This window comes from Kushneria sp. AK178, assembly GCF_053903105.1.
In genome coordinates this window covers 2,195,088-2,211,875 of record NZ_CP096381.1, presented here as the reverse complement: position 1 = coordinate 2,211,875, position 16,788 = coordinate 2,195,088, and the positions used below count along the sequence as shown (strand labels likewise).

Genomic DNA, 16,788 nt, shown 5'->3' with positions numbered 1-16,788 from the left:
GGCGGCATGCAACACCGGACATTCAAGAAGGGCCTGGCCGTTTTCTGGTGGCTGACACTGATCTTTCTCTACGCGCCGCTTTTGGTGGTGATGGTGTTTTCGTTCAACGCCATCAACACCTCGGCGCGCTGGGGTGGCTTTTCACTGCGCTGGTACGAACGCCTGGTCAGCAACGAGGTGGTGATCGGCGCCATCGGCCATACGCTGCTGCTGGCGGTCATCTCCTCCATCATTGCCGTCGTGCTGGGCGCCATGATCGGTTACGGCCTCTACAAGCATCGTGCCCGCCAACTCGGGCTTTTGATCATCCTGATCTATCTGCCGATCGTGATGCCCGACATCGTCTTCGGCATCGCCGACATGGCGTTTTTCGTGCAGATCAATCGTCTCACCGGGCTGCTGTCGCCGGGGCTTGCGACCATGGTAATCGCCCATGTCACCTTCCAGATCCCGTTTGTGGCGCTGATCGTCTATTCCCGCTTTGTGGGGCTGGATGCCACGCTCTTTGATGCCGCGAAGGATCTCTACGCCAGCCCCGCGCAGCGGGTGATCCATTTCATTCTGCCCACGCTCAAGCCGGCGCTGCTGTCGGCGTTTTTCCTGTCGTTTACGCTGTCGGTGGATGATTTCGTCATCAGCTTCTTTACGGCGGGGCCGGAAAGCGCGACGCTGCCGATCTATATCTGGGGCGCGATCCGCCGCGGGATTTCGCCGGAGATCAACGCCATCGCCACGCTGATGATCGCCTCGGTGGCGCTGGTGGCCGTACTCAGTCTGCTGTTCAACCGTCGCCGCGCCTGAGCGGGGCGGCGGTACCATAAAAACTGCAAAATCAATCATCACCATCATTGAAGGGACACTGCCAATGACGCTTTTCTCACCCCGCCCGGCCCTGCTGGCCGGTGCTGTTGCCGCCGTCATGTTCTCCGGCCATGCCGGCGCGGCCGACCGCCTCTACGTCTTCAACTGGACCGACTACATGGACCCGGCGATCATCGAGGCGTTCGAGGAGAAATACGACGTTGAGGTGGTGCAGAACTACTACGGCTCGCTGGGCGAAATGTACTCCAAGCTGCAGGCCGGTGGGGTGTCGCAGTACGACGTCGTGATGCCGTCGAACTATTTCGTGCCGCGCATGATCGAGGCCGGACTATTGCAGCCGCTGGACCGCTCGAAGCTGCCCAACATGGACAACCTCATGGCGCGCTTCGTCGATCCGCCCTATGACCCGGGCAATGAGTACACCGCCGCCTATCTGTGGGGCTCGACCGGGCTGATCGTGGATACCGACACCTTCCCGGACGCCCGGCCGAGCTGGTCGATGATTTTTGACGAGTCGGTCAACGATGATCAGCCGTTTTCGATGCTCAAGGATGGCCAGGTCATGTTCGGGGCGGCCTGTGCGTTTCTGGGCAAGCCCTATGACTGCACCGCGCAGGAGGACATGGTCGAGGCTGCCAGACTGATGCTCAAGACCAAGCATCGCCGCAACTTCACCGGCTTTACCGACTCCACGCCGGTGCTGGGCCAGGTCACGCGCGGGGTCAACGCACTCGGCGTGACCTACAACGGCGACTATCTCCAGTACCGCGAGGATGACCCGGAAGGCTACGCCAACACCGAGTTCGTGATCCCGGAAGAGGGCTCGGAGCTGTGGGTGGACTCCATGGCGATTCCGGCGCGTGCCCCGCATCCGGAGCTGGCGCACGAGTTCATCAACTTCATTCTGGAGGCTCAGGTCGGCGCGCAGCTTGCCAACTACACCTTCTATTCCACCCCCAATGAGGCCGCCGTCGAGCATCTTGATGACGTGCTGCAGACGCCGCCATCCCAGCCCAGCGATGAGGACATGGCGCGGCTTAAATTCACGCCGACGCTGTCCGGACAGGATCTGCAGCGCTATCAGCAGCTGTGGAATGAGGTGCAGTCCCGATAAAGGGGCAGGGGCTGTCTGCCCGAGGACGGGCCGCCTTTGCATGGCTGTGATCAGGTTCGGCTGAGGAGGCCGACATGACGCTAAAGCATCGTCCGGTGGTACTGACGGACTGGTTCGAAGAGCACCGCATCACCGAGGTGGAGTGTCTGGTCAGCGACCTGACCGGTATTCTCAAGGGCAAGATCATGCCCGCCGGCAAGTATCTCAACGGTGGCCGGCCGCGCCTGCCGGACTCGATCTTTATCCAGTCGGTGACCGGCGGCTATCCCGATGACAGCGCCCTGCGCTTCTGGAACGCCGCCGAGCTCGACATGCAGCTGATTGCCGACCCGGCCGCGGCCTATCTGGTGCCCTGGGCGGAGGACCCCACTGCCCAGATCATTCATGACTGCTACTACATGAACGGCGAGCCGGTCGAGATCGCGCCGCGCCATGTATTGAAGCGCGTGCTGGCGCTTTATGAGGCGCGCGGCTGGAAGCCGGTCATCGCCCCGGAAGTCGAGTTCTATCTGGTCAAGACCAACACCGACCCGGACTATCCGCTGGAGCCGCCGATCGGCCGCTCCGGTCGTCAGGAGAGCGGGCGGCAGTCGTTTTCCATCGATGCGGTCAACGAGTTCGACCCGCTGTTCGAGGAGATGTATGACTACTGCGAGGCGCAGCAGCTCGACATCGACACCCTCATTCACGAGGAGGGCGCCGGACAGATGGAAGTCAACTTCCAGCACGGCGATCCGCTCTATCTGGCCGATCAGGTGGTGATCTTCAAGCGCACCCTGCGCGAAACGGCGCTGCGCCACGGCATGTACGCCACCTTCATGGCCAAGCCCATGGCCAACGAGCCGGGCAGCGCCATGCACCTGCATCAGAGCCTGGTGGATCGCGACAGCGGCGCCAATCTGTTTGCCGGCGACAACGGCCAGCCCAGCGAGCTCTTCATGCACTACATCGGCGGGCTGCAGGCCCATATGCCGGCGGCGATGCCGTTTTTCGCGCCCAACGTCAACTCCTGGCGGCGGCTGATGCCCAACGAGTACGGCGGCTCGGCGCCGACCAACGTGGAGTGGGGCTACGACAACCGCACCGTGGGGCTGCGGGTGCCGGTGGGCAATGCCGAGGCCACGCGGGTCGAGAATCGCCTGCCCGGCGCCGATGCCAATCCCTATCTGGTGATGGCCGCTTCGCTGGCCTGTGGCTATCTGGGCATGACGCAGCAGCTCGCGGCGCGTCCACCATTGACCGGCGGGGCCTGGAACGGTGGCATTGCGCTGCCCAACGATGTCGGCCCGGCGCTGGATGCCCTTGATGCCTGTGACGCGCTGGCGGAGGTGCTCGGCGAGCGCTTCGTCAAGAGCTACCTGGCCGTCAAGCGCGCCGAGCATCTGGCCTACTACCGGGTGATCAGCTCTTGGGAGCGGGAGCATCTGCTGCTGCGCGTCTAGGCCCTGAACCACACAACAAGACCCGTAAAGGGATCATCAAGGGAGAAACCACAATGACACGATCACGCTGGTGGCGGGCGGGTGTCCTGATGCTGGCCGGGGCAGGTCTGGTCGGAGCAAGTCTGGCCGTCAATGCCGGGGAACAGCGCGCCGATACGCTCTATCTCTTCAACTGGACGGAGTACATGCCGCCCGACGTGCTTGAGGATTTCGAGCGCGAGCATGACGTGCATGTCGTGCAGAACTTTTTCACCTCCAACGCCGAGATGTTCACCAAACTGCGCAGTGGCGGCGACGCCCAGTACGATGTCGTCGTGCCCACCGACTATTTCGTGCCGCGTCTGGTCGCGGCAGATCTGATTCAGCCGCTGGATCATGACCGTCTTCCGGGGCTCGAGCACCTGTTGCCCGAATTTCAGGACCCCGCCTATGATCCGGGCAATCGCTACAGCGTGCCCTATCAGTGGGGCGTGACCGGCATTGTCTACGACAGCCGGGTACTGGATGACGTGCCGCGCCGCTGGTCGGCGCTGTTTGATCCGGACGTGAACCCGGATGCGCCCTTTACCCTGCTGGGCGGCGATCCGCAGGTGCTGTTCGGCGCCGCCTGCGCCTCGCTCGGTCACGGCTTTGACTGCACGCAACAGGATCAGTGGGTGGAGAGCGCGCGGCATTTGATGAAGACCAAAAAACGCTCGAACTTCATCGGCTTTACCGACAGCACCGCCTCTATCGATCAGATCGTGCGCGGCGTCAGCGCCATGGGCATGACCTATAACGGTGATCTGGCCTGGCGTCAGGCCGAAGACCCGGAGACCTACGGCCATCTGCGCTTTTTCGTGCCCGAAGAGGGCAGCCAGCGCGGTATCGACACCCTGGTGGTCCCGAAGCGGGCGCCGCATCCGGCGCTGGCGCAGCAGTTCATTGCCTACACCCTGCGCCCCGATGTGGCCGCGCGCATCAGCAACTACACCTTCTACGCCACGCCCAATGCAGCGGCGCTCGACCGGCTCGATGACGCCCTGAAAAGGCCGCCCTCGCAGCTCAGTGACGAAGAACGTTCGCGGCTGGTATTTGTGCCGCTGATCGACACGGCGCAGCTTGGCACGCTCTCGCAGCTCAACAATGAGATGCGCAGTCGCTAACTTCCGACGGCCCGCTCGGGCCGTCTGCACGGTAGATTGTCATGACCCAGCCTGACTTCGAATCGACTCAACGCAACGGCCATGCCCGCTCGCTCTACGAAACCACCATGAACCCTGCCCCCGAGCGTCCGGCGTTTTCGGGGCAGATGGATGTGGATGTCTGCGTGGTGGGCGCCGGCTTTACCGGACTTTCCAGCGCCCTGCACCTGGCCGAACAGGGCTTTCGCGTCGCGGTGCTCGAGGCGCAGCGCGTGGGGTTTGGGGCCAGCGGCCGCAACGGCGGTCAGATCGTCAACAGCTACAGCCGCGACATGGACATGATCGAGGCGCGCTTTGGCGAGGCCTCGGCGCAGGCGCTGGGCGACATGGCGTTCGAGGGCAACCGCATCATTCGCGAGCGCATCGAGCAGTATGGCATTCGGTGCGATCTCAAAAACGGCAATCTCTTTGCCGCCTGCAACGACAGGCAGCTCGCCGCGCTCAGACACCACAGGACGCTGTGGGAAAAATACGGCCACCGGGCGCTGGAGCTGCTGGAAGGCGAGGCCTATCACCGCGAGATCGGCAGCCCTCGCTACAAGGGGGCGCTGCTGGATCACACCGGCGGCCATCTGCACCCGCTCAACCTGGTGCTGGGGCAGGCGGCGGCGTTTGAATCGCTCGGCGGGCAACTCTTCGAACACTCGCCCATGACGCGGCTGGAACATGGCGAACGGGTAAGGATTCATACCGCGGGCGGTGTGATTGAGGCCGAGCGCGCCGTCATCGCCGGCAATGCCTATCTGGGCGATGTGGTGCCCGAGCTGTCCGACCGTTCCATGCCCTGCGGTACCCAGGTGATCGCCACCGAGGTACTTGATGAAGCCACGGCGATGCGGCTGCTGCCCACCGATCGCGCCGTCGAGGACGGCAATTATCTGCTCGACTACTATCGCCTCTCCGCCGACCGGCGTCTGATCTATGGCGGCGGCGTCACCTACGGCGGGCGCGATCCGGCCAGTATCGAGGGCGCCATTCGCCCCAAGATGCTGAAGACCTTTCCGGCGCTTGAGCGCGTGAAGATTGATTACGCCTGGAGCGGCAACTTCCTGATGACCCTCAATCGGCTGCCGCAGTTCGGCCGGCTCAACCACAACGTCTACTACGCCCAGGGCTACTCCGGTCACGGCGTGACGGCCGCGCATCTGGCCGGGCGGCTGGTCGGCGAGATCATCAAGGGTGACAGCGAGCGCTTTGACGCCTTTGCCGATATCCAGCACCTGCCGTTTCCTGGCGGACGGCGCTTTGCCGTGCCGTTTTCCGCCATGGGGGCCTGGTACTACGCCCTGCGCGACCGGCTGGGCATGTGATGACAGAATGCCGGCTGTCGAGTAAGGCGTCATGAGTCCGGAGGTCTTTGCCGTCGTGCTGGGCGCGGCCGCCCTGCATGCCGGCTGGAATGCGCTGGTGCGTATCGGACTCGATCGGCTGCTGGCGGTCACGCTCATTCAGGTGGGGGCCGGTGTGCCGGCGCTGGTCCTGCTGCCGCTGGTCCGTTTGCCGAATGCGGCCGCCTGGCCCTGGCTTTTGCTCTCGGCGGTACTGCATGTGGGCTATAACGTGTTTCTGGCGCGCGCCTATGGCCGCGGTGATTTCGGTCAGGTGTACCCCATCGCCCGCGGCTCGGCGCCGCTGATCGTGGCGCTGGTGGGGCTGCTGGCGCTGGGGGATCATCCTTCACCACTGGGGTATGCGGGCGTGATGCTGCTCAGTGGCGGCATCTGGTGGATGGCCGTACGCGGCGCCGGCGCTACCCGGTTACCCCGGGCGGGCCTGATCAATGCACTGGTCACCTCGGCATTTATCGCCGCCTACACGCTCAGTGACGGGCTGGGTGCCCGGGCCAATTGTGATGCCATCGGCTATGTGCTGTGGCTGTTCGCGCTCAACGGGCTGTGCATGGGGCTTTTGCTGTGGGGGCTGCGCGGGCGGCAGACGCTGGCCGCCATTGCCGGGCACTACCGCATTGGCCTGCTGGGCGGCGCCATGTCGATGGCCGCCTACGGCGCGACCATCTGGGCCATGAGTCAGGCGCCGATCGCCCTGGTGGCGGCGCTGCGTGAATCCAGCGTGCTCTTTGCGCTGGCCATTTCGACGCTCTTTCTGGGCGAACGGCTGAGCCGTCAGCGCCTGACAGCGGGGGTGATCATCCTGACTGGCGTCGTGCTGCTGCGTCTGGGATAGAGGACAGCAATATCGACGTCTAGACCAGCCGCAGATACCAGTCGTACTCCAGCGCGCTGACGGTGCGCTGTGCCAGCGACCGCTCGGCCTGGCGGTTGGCGTAGTAGATATGCTGAAAATCCTGGCCGAGCCGCTCGCCAAGCACCTCATTTTCCATCCAGAGCGCCAGCGCCACGCCCCAGGCGTCCGGCAGGGTGGCGTCGAGCTGCGTATAGGCGTTGCCCTCGATCGCCGGCGGCGGCGTGAGTCGTTCGTCGAGGCCGTGGGCCATCGAGGCCAGCAGCACCGCGCACAGCAGATAGACGTTGACGTCCGCCCCGGCGACGCGATGTTCCAGCCGCGTGGCCGCGGTCGGCCCTGACGGAATGCGCACCGCGACCGAGCGGTTATCGAACCCCCAGGAGGGCGCCATCGGCACGTAAAGGCCGGGCTGGAAGCGGCGAAAGGCATTGAGGTTGGGCGCACAGACCGCCATCGAGGCCGGCATCAGATCCAGCACGCCGGCAATCGCCTGATGCAGCGCCTGACTGCCCATCGGGTCGCCGTCGGCAGCGGCAAAGACGTTGCGACCGTTTTCATCCAGCAGGCTGACGTGAACATGGGTGCCGCTGCCGGCCTCATCGCCCCAGGGCTTGGCCATGAAGGTCGCTTCAAACCCCTGCTGCTGCGCCACACTCTTGATGGCGCGCTTGAGCATGACGGCATCATCGCAGGCGCGCAGGGCGTCATTGCGGTGGCGCAGGTTGATCTCGAACTGGCCCGGCGCGCACTCCTTGAGTGCGGTATCCAGCGGCAGTCCCTGGCGGTCGCAGGCGTCGTGAATGGCATCGATGAAATCGGCGTACTCATCAAGCTCGCTGATCGAGTAGAGCTGGCTGGAGCGCGCCCGTTCACCGGTCAGCGGCGAGCGCGGCGGCTGGGGCCGGCCGCGGTCGTTGCGCTCGGTATCCAGCAGATAGAATTCCTGCTCGATGGCCACCACCGGCGTCAGCCCCTGCCGGGTAAAACCTTCCAGTACATGCGAGAGCACCTGACGCGGATCGGCGTGCCAGCCGCTGCCGTCCGGCTCGACCATGGTCATCAAAAGCTGCGCGGTGGGCGTGCGCTGATGCCACGACACCGGCACCAGCGTGCCGGGAATCGGCAGGCAGGCGCGATCGCCATCGCCGCTGTCGAGCCCCAGCCCCGTCTCTTCCACGGTATTGCCGGTGATATCCAGCGCGAAGATGGAGGCGGGCAGATTGACGCCGCTGGTATAGGCCGCTTCCAGACTCGCGCGGGGGATGCGCTTGCCGCGCAACACGCCGTTGAGATCGCTGATCAGTACATCGATCCGGGTGATGTCGGGGTGGGCGTCCAGAAACTGGCGTGCCTCGGCGATGCCGGGGGCAGGGGTGTCGGTCATGGTCGAGCGGCTCTGACGGGGCTGGAAATATCGGTTGATACTACGCAAGCGCGTCGCAAATTGCAGCGCCACCCGGGATAGAGGCTCGGGAGGGGCCACTCATGCTCTGGCAGGCAGGGCATGGCGCAGTGTGCTTCCGATCAGCGGCGCCCAGGGCAGGGCATTCATGACGCGCAGCGTATCCCACACGCCGGGTACGCCGCTCAAAAAGCGGATCAGACGGTCGGTGGGGGCGTTTTCAAACAGCAGCCGGTAGAACTCGGGGGCGCGCTCGGGGTGGCGCGCCAGCGTGCTCATGAAGATGCGATCCAGATGCGGCAGGATACGCCCCGGCCGGGCGCCCACCGGCGGCTGACCGGCCAGCAGGGCTTCGACGCAGTCATCGGCCCAGCGCTGAATGGCGTGAAAGGCGTAGCCGGTGGCGGCGCGCATGGCGCCGCCGTAGGCACCGGCGGCGACCATCGAGCGGCCGCTGACGCGCGTGGGCGGCGCCATGGGCAGCGTGCCGGTTTCCCGGCGCAGGGCCTGCCAGCCGTCCGCACCAAAGCGTGCATCGAGATGGGCTTCCAGCTTGCGCTCGAGCGTGGCCGGGTCGGTGGGCGGTCGGCCAAAGCGGGTCCACTCAAACAGCGCCTGATCGGGGGCGTAGGGCAGCACATAGAGAAAATCGATGCCGGCGTGCGGATCATTCCCCACGCGAAAATCCATCAGCTCGGCGTGCCGGGGCATGTTGTCGGCCTGGACGTTGATGCCGGCAAAGTCCTGCCACAGCCAGGGCGAGACCAGCGGCTGCGGATGCGGCCGGGTATCCACGCCAAAGCGCGCCTGAACCGTCTCACCGCTTTCCAGCGTCACGGTCACGCCGTCATCGCGATCCTCGATCCCTACAGCGCGACCCTTGAGTCGAGTGATGTCCGGATGGGCGTCGATGGCCGCAAGCGTGCGCGCATAAAAGCGCTCGGCTTCCAGCATCTCGTAGGGGTAGCGCCGGCTTTCCACGGTGGTGCTGCCCTGTTGGGTATGCAGCGTCAGGCGGTGCCAGCGCTCGCGGATCTCGTCCTGAAAGGGGTGAGTCGTGACCGGCCAGCCGCACCAGGTACGGTCGTTGGTGTAGTTACTGCGCGGGTCGATGATCAGCGTACGCGGCGGCCGATCGTGACGGGCCAGTCGATAGGCGAGACTCAGCCCGGCGCAGCCGCCGCCGAGAATCACGAGATCGAAGTGCTGGAAACTCATGACCCGCCGGGCGCGTGGGCGCCGGGCAGATCGCTGATATGGCGATGCAGCTCGGCGTCGTGACCGTGAGTGCCGCTGCCCTGAATGGTGCCGCGGCCACTCAGGCGGCGCGTAGCGAGCCACAGCTTGCCGGGCAGGGAGACATGGACACGGCCCTGCCACCAGGCCAGCCGCTCGCGGCGCAGGCGACAACCGATGGCACGATACACGTCGGCGGCCACCGCGATGGCGCGCCGGTTCCTGCCCGGGATGCGGTTAAAGCCATCGGCGGCACTGGTGTAGTAGGCCTCGGCCCGGGTCAGCAGACGATCCACCGCGTGGGCGACCCGCTCGCGCTGCTCGCTGTCGGCATGAGCAAGTTCCTCAGGCGTTAGATGGCCGACCCAGTCGGCCGGCAGGTAGCGCCGGCCCATCTCGGCGTCCTCGCGCACGTCGCGGGCGATGTTGGTCATCTGCATCGCCAGGCCCAGATCGATGCCGTGCGGGATGGCGCTGTCATCGGCGCCCACCACCGGGCACATCAATACGCCCACGGCGCCGGCGACGCCGTAGCAGTAGCGCATCAGACCACGCTCATCCTGAATCAGGGCCGGCGTGCGCACGTCCTCGATCAGGGCGTCGATCAGGGCCACGGCGGCGCGGGTATCCAGGCCGCGGCGTTCGCGCAGATCGATCAGCACATGGGTGATCGGGTCGCTGCCGGCGCCGGCCAGCAGCTCCTGACGAATCATCATCAGGCGCTGGTGTGCCCCGGCGTTTTCGGCCTCGGTGGGCATGTCCTGATCGGCCAGATCATCCAGCTCGCGACAGGCCATGTACAACAGCGCGGCGTCGTGGGCATCGTCGCGCTCCATGAAGTAGCTGGCAAAGCGAAACGACTTGCCGTGTCGCGCCAGAATGGCCTCGGCGGTGTCGGGCTGTGCCGTCACGAACCGGCCTCCGGCAGCAGGTGATCCACGACCCGGGCGCTGGAGAGCACGCCCGGCAGCCCCGCGCCCGGGTGGGTGCCGGCCCCGGTGAGATAGAGATTGTCCAGCACTTCGCTTTTGTTGTGAAAGCGAAACCAGGCCGACTGACGGAAGATGGGCGCAATCGAAAAGCCGGTGCCGTGCATCGACAGGTAGCGCTCGCTGAAATCCTGCGGCGTCATGTGAAAACGGGTGACGATCGATTCGCGAAAGCCCGGCATGGTGGTGCGATCCAGCGCATCGATAATGGCATCCCCGAGTCTGTCGCCTTCACGCGACCAGTCCACATCGCCCTGCAGGTTGGGCACCGGGGCGAGGATGTAGAACGAGTCACACCCGGGCGGGGCAAAGGAGGGGTCGGTGGCGGTCGGGCGATGCGCGTAGAGGGAGAAGTCGCTGGCCAGCACGCGATGCTCGAAGATGTCTTCGAGCAGGTCGCGATAGCGCGCTCCCATCCAGATGGTGTGGTGCTCGGCCTGGGGGAACTGGCGGTTGGTGCCCACATAAAGCACGAACAGGCCCATCGAGTAGCGGGCGCCGGCCAGCTTGAGCTTCGCGCTGGTCGAGACCTGATTAACCATGTGGGTGTAGAGATGCGCGGCATCGGCGTTGCTGATGACCGCCTCCGCCGGCAGCTTCTCGCCGCTTTCAAGCTCGACGCCGTTGGCGCGACCGTGCTCGCTCAGAATGCGTTTTACAGTGGTGCCGGTCTCGATGGTGATGCCGACATCGCGCATCAGCTTTTCGAGTGCCGCCACCAGCGCGCCGGTGCCGCCCATCGGGAAGTGTACGCCCCACTTGCGCTCCAGCCAGGGGATCAGGCCGTAGATGCTGGTGGTGCGAAACGGGTTGCCGCCGACCAACAGCGGTGGAATCGAGAAGGCCTGGCGCAGGCTGTCGTCCTCGATATGGGCGCAGACCATCTGCCACACCGAGCGATAGCTTTTCAGTCGCAACAGCGCCGGGATCTGCTCGGCCATGGTCGAGAATCGATGGAAGGGGCGGTCGGCCAGCTGCTCGAAGCCGATCTCGAAGATCTCCTTCGAGGTCTTCAAAAGGTTCTGATAGCCCTGAACGTCGCGCTCGTTGAAGCGACGAATGCTGGCCAGCGTTGCCGACATGTCGGTGCCGTAGTCAAAGGTGCGGCCATTCTGGAAATAGAACTGATACCAGATATCCAGCGCCACCATCTCGACATAGTCTGCCAGCCGCTTGCCGAACAGCTCGAAGAGCTCCTCGAACAGAAAGGGCGCGGTGATGACCGTGGGTCCGGCATCAAAGCGAAAGCCCTGATCGGTAAAGACCTGGGCACGACCGCCCAGCGCGTCGCAGCGCTCGATCAACGTAACGTCGTAGCCCTTTTTGCGTGCGCGCAGGGCGGCCGCCATGCCGCCGAAGCCGCCGCCGATGACCAGTGCCCGGCTCATGAGGCGTCTCCCGTCACGCGCATCAGTTTCTCCTCGAGAAGATGGGCTTCGTCGGTCAGGGCGTGACCGCAGCCCTCGGGCAGGGTGTCGGCCAGCTGGCGTGCCCGGTCCAGATGGTGACGGCCGTAGGCCCGGGCCGAGGCCATGGGCGCGGCATCGCCGCGTCGGCTCAGGGCGTGAAGCATGTTGCAGGCCCCCTGGTGCTGGTCGGTCATGTCGCTGTCGAAATCCTCGATGTCATCGATGAGCTGGTAGATGGTGGCAAACGACAGCGCCGCCTGCCGGGCGCTGTCGACCGCACCGTCATGGCCGGTCAGCAGCAGCGGTGCTTCCAGCGCCAGCGCAAACAGCGGGCCGGACTTGCCGCAGGCGGCCCGGCTGCACTGCTCGAAATCGGCCTCGGCGTTCAGGGCCAGCCCGAAACAGTCGGCCTGGCCGTGAATGGTGTGCTGCACGTGATCGTGCACGCACGACAGCAGCGCGGGCAGATGGGCGGCGCGCCCGCTCAGTCCGGCCATCAGGCCGTAGGCGGCCGAGATGAACAGATCCCCCAGACAGATCGCCACGCCCTCGTTCCAGACGCGCCAGACGCTGCGCTGGCCGCGACGCATGCTGTCGTGATCCAGCACATCGTCATGGATGAGCGAGGCGTTGTGCAAAAGCTCGCTGATGCAGGCGCAGGTCAGGGCTTCGTCATGGGCCAGTCCCAGGGCCCGGCCGGTGTGATAGCCCAGCCGTGCGCGCAGATAGCCGCCGGCGGCTGCCAGGTGATGATCGATGGCATCACGGATCATGCCCTTGTGCCCCTCATCCTCGAGGGCGTGCACCAGGGTGGCATGCAGGGCCTCGTTGAGCGAGGCGGCCGGGTAGTCCCGTGCGGATTGGCGTTCGACGATCGGAGACGTCAGGCCGGTCATGAATCTCTCCTTGTCTGACGCGCGGTTGCGACCGACATCCATTGTTGTGGTCACCTGACGGTCCCGGTGTGAACGACAGGTCATTGATTGATACAGGGCAATAAAACGGGTTACACCAGGATAGCTGAAAAGCACCGTCGCTGTCATGGTGGCAGGGCACAACGGCGCGGCGTGATGTCACCCGGTGCGAGCCGGCAGAGTCACATTCCGGGTGGCGCCCTCGAGCCCGGATTGCCAGACTCGGGGCACATGATACGACAGCCGGATCATATTGACCTGAACGCACAGGAGACAGAGATGGCCAATCCAACGCTTTTGATTACGGGCGCCTCGACCGGCATCGGTGAGGCCAGCGCCCGCCACGCGGCACAGGCCGGTTACAATGTGGCCCTGGCCGCACGCAGTACCAAACGCCTCGAGACGCTGGCCGAATCGATCGAGCAGGAGTATGGCGTGCGCTCAATGGCCTTTACCTGCAACGTGCAGTCCTGGGAGGCGCAGGAGCAGCTGGTCGCGTCGGTCGTCGAGCATTTTGGCGGGCTGGATGCGGTCTTTGCCAACGCCGGGCGCGGTCTTGAAGGGCGCGGCTATGGCGGCAGCGACCCGGAAGAGTGGCGCGAAGTGCTGTTGACCAACGTGCTGGGGCCGGCGCTGACGGTACGGGCCGCCATGGCCGAACTGAAAAAGACGCGCGGGCACGTGCTGATTACCGGTTCGGTCGCCGGGCGTCGGGTGATGCCGGGCTCCTTTTACGGGGCGACCAAAAGCGCTGTTCAGAGCATGGCCTACAACCTGCGTGAAGAGGTCAAGGGCAGCGGCATGCGGGTCACGCTGATCGAGCCGGGCGTGGTGGATACGCCCTTTTTCGATGATCCGCAGGAGGATGCGCTGACATCGGATGACATCGCGCGGTCGGTGATCTTCGCGCTTACCCAGCCCAAAAGCGTGGAAGTGCACGACATGTGCATTCTGCCGACGCCGCCCGTCGAGGAGTAAGACGGCAGAGCGCACGTCACTCGACAGTGTGTCGATCAGGGTAATCAAAAATGGGGGCGCCGATGGGCGCCCCCTTTTTTTGACTTGACGTTCCACATTGACGGCCGGGAATGTCAACGACCCGGCACGGTGGGGTCAGAGCAGGGCGTCGAGCTTTTCCTTGAGCATGGCGTTGACCTGCGGCGGGTTGGCCGTGCCGCGTGAGGCCTTCATGACCTGGCCGACGAAAAAGCCGATCATCTTGCCGCGCTTGTCCTCGGTCGCCTCGCGATATTGGGTGACCTGCACCGGATTGTCGGCGATGACCTGATCGCACAGGGATTCGATCGCGCTGGTATCGGTGACCTGCTTGAGGCCGCGGGACTCGATGATCTCGTCGGCCGTCTCGCCCCTGCACTCCCACAGATCGGCAAAGACCTGCTTGGCCGCCTTGCCGTTGATGGTGTCATCCACCAGGCGCATGAGCAGACCGCCCAGCTGTTCGGCGCTGACCGGGCTTTCGGTAATGTCGAGGCCGTCACGGTTGAGCCGGCCGAGCAGATCGCCCTGCACCCAGTTGGCGGCCAGCTTGGCATCGCCACAGTGCTGCTGCACGGCTTCGAAATATTCGGCCAGCGCTCGCGAACCGGTCAAAACGTCAGCGTCGTAGGGCGACAGCCCCAGTGCATCGACAAAGCGCTGGCGCTTTTCGCTGGGCAGCTCCGGCAGCAGCGAGCGCTGATGCTCGACATAGGCCTCATCCAGCATCAGCGGCAGCAGGTCCGGGCAGGGGAAGTAACGGTAGTCGTTGGCTTCCTCCTTGGTGCGCATCGAACGGGTCTCGTCCAGGTCCGGGTTGTAGAGACGCGTTTCCTGAACGACAACGCCGCCTTCCTCGAGAATCTCGCTCTGGCGCTCGATCTCGAACGCGATGGCGCGCTCGACAAAGCGAAAGGAGTTGACGTTCTTGATCTCGGCGCGGGTGCCGAGTGTTTCCTGGCCCTTCGGGCGCAGCGAGACGTTGACGTCGCAGCGCATCGAGCCTTCCGCCATGTTGCCATCGGAGATGCCCAGATAGGTCACGATGGCGTGCAGGGCGCGAATATAGGCCGAGGCCTCCTCGGCGCTGTGCATGTCGGGCTCGGAGACGATCTCCAGAAGCGGCGTGCCGGCGCGGTTGAGGTCGATGCCGGTCATGCCGCTGTAGTCCTCGTGCAGCGACTTGCCGGCGTCTTCTTCCATGTGGGCATGATGAATGCGCACGGTCTTGACCGTGCCATCGCCCAGCGTGATGTCGACCTCGCCGCGACCGATCACCGGATGCGCCATCTGGCTGGTCTGGTAGCCCTTGGGCAGGTCGGGATAGAAGTAGTTCTTGCGTTCGAATACCGAGTACTCGGGAATCTCGGCATTGATGGCCAGGCCAAAGCGCACCGCCATGGCCACGGCGTTTTCGTTGAGCACCGGCAGCGTGCCCGGCAGGCCCAGGTCGATACCGCAGGCCTGGGTGTTGGCCTCGGCCCCGAAGGCGGTCGAGGCGCCGGAAAAGATTTTCGAGCAGGTCGACAGCTGCACGTGGACTTCAAGCCCGATCACGACTTCCCACTGCATGTTGTATTACTCCTTGATCTCGGGCCGGCGCTGATGCCAGTCCGTGGCCTGCTGATAGACATGCGCCACGTTGAGAAGGTGGGCCTCACCAAAATGCGGCCCCAGGATCTGAAGCCCGACCGGGCGATTGTCGGCCAGACCGGCCGGCACGCTGATACCCGGGATACCGGCCAGGTTGGTGGCGATGGTGTAGATGTCCTGCAGATACATCTGCACCGGGTCGGCCTTGGCGCCCAGCTCGAAGGCCGTCGTCGGTGCGGCCGGGCCCATGAGCACGTCCACCCGGGCAAAGGCGTCCAGAAAGTCCTGACGGATCAGGCGGCGAACCTGCTGCGCCTTGCGGTAGTAGGCGTCGAAAAAGCCCTCGGAGAGGGTATGAGTGCCGATCAGGATGCGGCGCTTGACCTCGTCGCCGAAGCCTTCGGCGCGGGTGCGCTTGTAAAGATCCTCGAGATCGGTCGGGTCCTCGCAGCGATGGCCGAAGCGCACGCCGTCATAGCGCGACAGGTTGGAGGAGGCCTCGGCCGGCGCAATGACGTAGTAGGCCGGAATCGCCAGGCGGGTATGGGGCAGGCTGACGTCAATGACCTGCGCGCCGAGCGACTCGTAGACCTTCACGGCCTCGCGGATGGCCGTTTCGATCTCGGGGGTCAGACCCTCGCCGAAATACTCCACCGGCAGGCCGATCTTGAGGCCATGAAGTGGCTTGTCCAGATCCTGGGTGTAGTCGGGGACGTTGCGGGCAACGCTGGTGGAATCACGCGCATCGTGGCCGGCCATGGCGTTCATGAGCATCGCGCAGTCTTCGGCCGTGCGCGCCATGGGGCCGGCCTGATCCAGGCTCGAGGCATAGGCGATCATGCCGTAGCGCGAGATGCGCCCGTAGGTGGGCTTGAGCCCGGTAATGCCGCAAAACGCGGCCGGCTGGCGAATCGAGCCGCCGGTGTCGGTGCCCAGCGCGGCCGGCACGAGACCGGCTGCCACGGCGGCCGCACTGCCGCCCGAGGAGCCGCCGGGTACCAGCGTCGGGTTCCAGGGGTTTTTGACCGGGCCGTAGAAGCTGTTTTCGTTGGAGGAGCCCATGGCGAACTCATCCATGTTGGTCTTGCCAAGGCTGACCGTGCCGGCGTGGCGCAGTTTTTCGACGACCGTGGCGTTATAGGGCGCAATGAAATTGTCCAGCATCTTCGAGCCGGCGCTGGTGCGCACGCCCTCGGTGCAGAAGATGTCCTTGTAGGCCAGCGGCAGGCCGTCGAGAATGCCGGCCTCGCCCTGGTGGCGTCGGGTATCGGCGGCATCGGCGGCGTCGAGCGCCTGCTCGCCGGTGACCGTGATAAAGCTGTTGAGCGCCGGGTCAAGGCGCTCGATGCGCTCGAGCAGCGAGGTCGTCAGCTCGCGACTGGAATAATCACCGGCAGCCAGGCCGCGGGCCAGTTCGGCAAGTGTCTTGTCATGCATGAGGGGTTGTTACTCCTTGGCCGCCCCTGGTCGGGGCAGCGTCCA

14 protein-coding genes are annotated in these 16,788 nt (G+C 64.8%); 7 read left to right on the top strand and 7 right to left on the bottom strand.

The window, feature by feature from the left end:
- Nucleotides 1–6: 6 nt before the first annotated feature.
- From M1D97_RS10050 to M1D97_RS10025, 6 genes are all read left to right on the top strand, one after another.
- Nucleotides 7–801, top strand: coding sequence for an ABC transporter permease (locus M1D97_RS10050; protein WP_456267602.1), 795 nt, complete (start codon nucleotides 7–9; stop codon nucleotides 799–801).
- 64 nt (nucleotides 802–865) lie between these two features.
- Entirely contained in the window at nucleotides 866–1,936 is a 1,071-nt protein-coding gene (locus M1D97_RS10045) for an ABC transporter substrate-binding protein (protein WP_456267601.1), read from the top strand.
- Between the two features lie 74 nt (nucleotides 1,937–2,010).
- Nucleotides 2,011–3,378: a glutamine synthetase family protein gene (locus M1D97_RS10040; protein WP_456267600.1), complete on the top strand. Its 1,368-nt coding sequence runs from the start codon at nucleotides 2,011–2,013 to the stop codon at nucleotides 3,376–3,378.
- A gap of 53 nt (nucleotides 3,379–3,431) precedes the next feature.
- Nucleotides 3,432–4,523 (top strand): polyamine ABC transporter substrate-binding protein, encoded by a 1,092-nt coding sequence (locus M1D97_RS10035; protein ID WP_456267599.1) that lies wholly within the window; start codon nucleotides 3,432–3,434, stop codon nucleotides 4,521–4,523.
- Between the two features lie 41 nt (nucleotides 4,524–4,564).
- Complete coding sequence (locus M1D97_RS10030) at nucleotides 4,565–5,872, top strand: NAD(P)/FAD-dependent oxidoreductase (protein WP_456267598.1); 1,308 nt, start codon at nucleotides 4,565–4,567, stop codon at nucleotides 5,870–5,872.
- Between the two features lie 31 nt (nucleotides 5,873–5,903).
- Nucleotides 5,904–6,746, top strand: coding sequence for an EamA family transporter (locus M1D97_RS10025; protein ID WP_456267597.1), 843 nt, complete (start codon nucleotides 5,904–5,906; stop codon nucleotides 6,744–6,746).
- 19 nt (nucleotides 6,747–6,765) lie between these two features.
- Here M1D97_RS10025 and M1D97_RS10020 read toward each other — a convergent pair whose 3' ends face one another.
- From M1D97_RS10020 to M1D97_RS10000, 5 genes are all read right to left on the bottom strand, one after another.
- The gene (locus tag M1D97_RS10020) at nucleotides 6,766–8,151 is read right to left on the bottom strand and encodes a glutamine synthetase family protein (protein WP_456267596.1); all 1,386 of its coding nucleotides are present in this window, start codon (nucleotides 8,149–8,151) and stop codon (nucleotides 6,766–6,768) included.
- Nucleotides 8,152–8,250: 99 nt separating this feature from the next.
- Nucleotides 8,251–9,387, bottom strand: a complete 1,137-nt coding sequence (locus M1D97_RS10015; RefSeq protein WP_456267595.1) for a lycopene cyclase family protein — start codon at nucleotides 9,385–9,387, stop codon at nucleotides 8,251–8,253.
- The gene (locus M1D97_RS10010) at nucleotides 9,384–10,316 is read right to left on the bottom strand and encodes a phytoene/squalene synthase family protein (RefSeq protein WP_456267594.1); all 933 of its coding nucleotides are present in this window, start codon (nucleotides 10,314–10,316) and stop codon (nucleotides 9,384–9,386) included. Before M1D97_RS10010 ends, M1D97_RS10015 begins: the two co-directional genes overlap by 4 nt.
- Complete coding sequence (crtI, locus tag M1D97_RS10005) at nucleotides 10,313–11,782, bottom strand: phytoene desaturase family protein (RefSeq protein WP_456267593.1); 1,470 nt, start codon at nucleotides 11,780–11,782, stop codon at nucleotides 10,313–10,315. The genes M1D97_RS10010 and crtI overlap by 4 nt, the downstream gene beginning before the upstream one ends.
- Nucleotides 11,779–12,699 (bottom strand): polyprenyl synthetase family protein, encoded by a 921-nt coding sequence (locus tag M1D97_RS10000; protein WP_456267592.1) that lies wholly within the window; start codon nucleotides 12,697–12,699, stop codon nucleotides 11,779–11,781. The genes crtI and M1D97_RS10000 overlap by 4 nt, the downstream gene beginning before the upstream one ends.
- A 297-nt stretch (nucleotides 12,700–12,996) precedes the next feature.
- On the opposite strand from M1D97_RS10000, the gene M1D97_RS09995 reads away from it, so the two are divergent.
- Complete coding sequence (locus M1D97_RS09995; RefSeq protein ID WP_456267591.1) at nucleotides 12,997–13,695, top strand: SDR family oxidoreductase; 699 nt, start codon at nucleotides 12,997–12,999, stop codon at nucleotides 13,693–13,695.
- Between the two features lie 135 nt (nucleotides 13,696–13,830).
- On the opposite strand, the gene gatB is transcribed toward M1D97_RS09995, so the two are convergent.
- Both gatB and gatA read right to left on the bottom strand, forming a co-directional pair.
- Complete coding sequence (gene gatB, locus M1D97_RS09990) at nucleotides 13,831–15,285, bottom strand: Asp-tRNA(Asn)/Glu-tRNA(Gln) amidotransferase subunit GatB (protein ID WP_456267590.1); 1,455 nt, start codon at nucleotides 15,283–15,285, stop codon at nucleotides 13,831–13,833.
- A gap of 6 nt (nucleotides 15,286–15,291) precedes the next feature.
- On the bottom strand, nucleotides 15,292–16,743 hold the full coding sequence (gene gatA, locus M1D97_RS09985; RefSeq protein ID WP_456267589.1) for an Asp-tRNA(Asn)/Glu-tRNA(Gln) amidotransferase subunit GatA: 1,452 nt from the start codon (nucleotides 16,741–16,743) through the stop codon (nucleotides 15,292–15,294).
- Nucleotides 16,744–16,788: the final 45 nt, after the last annotated feature.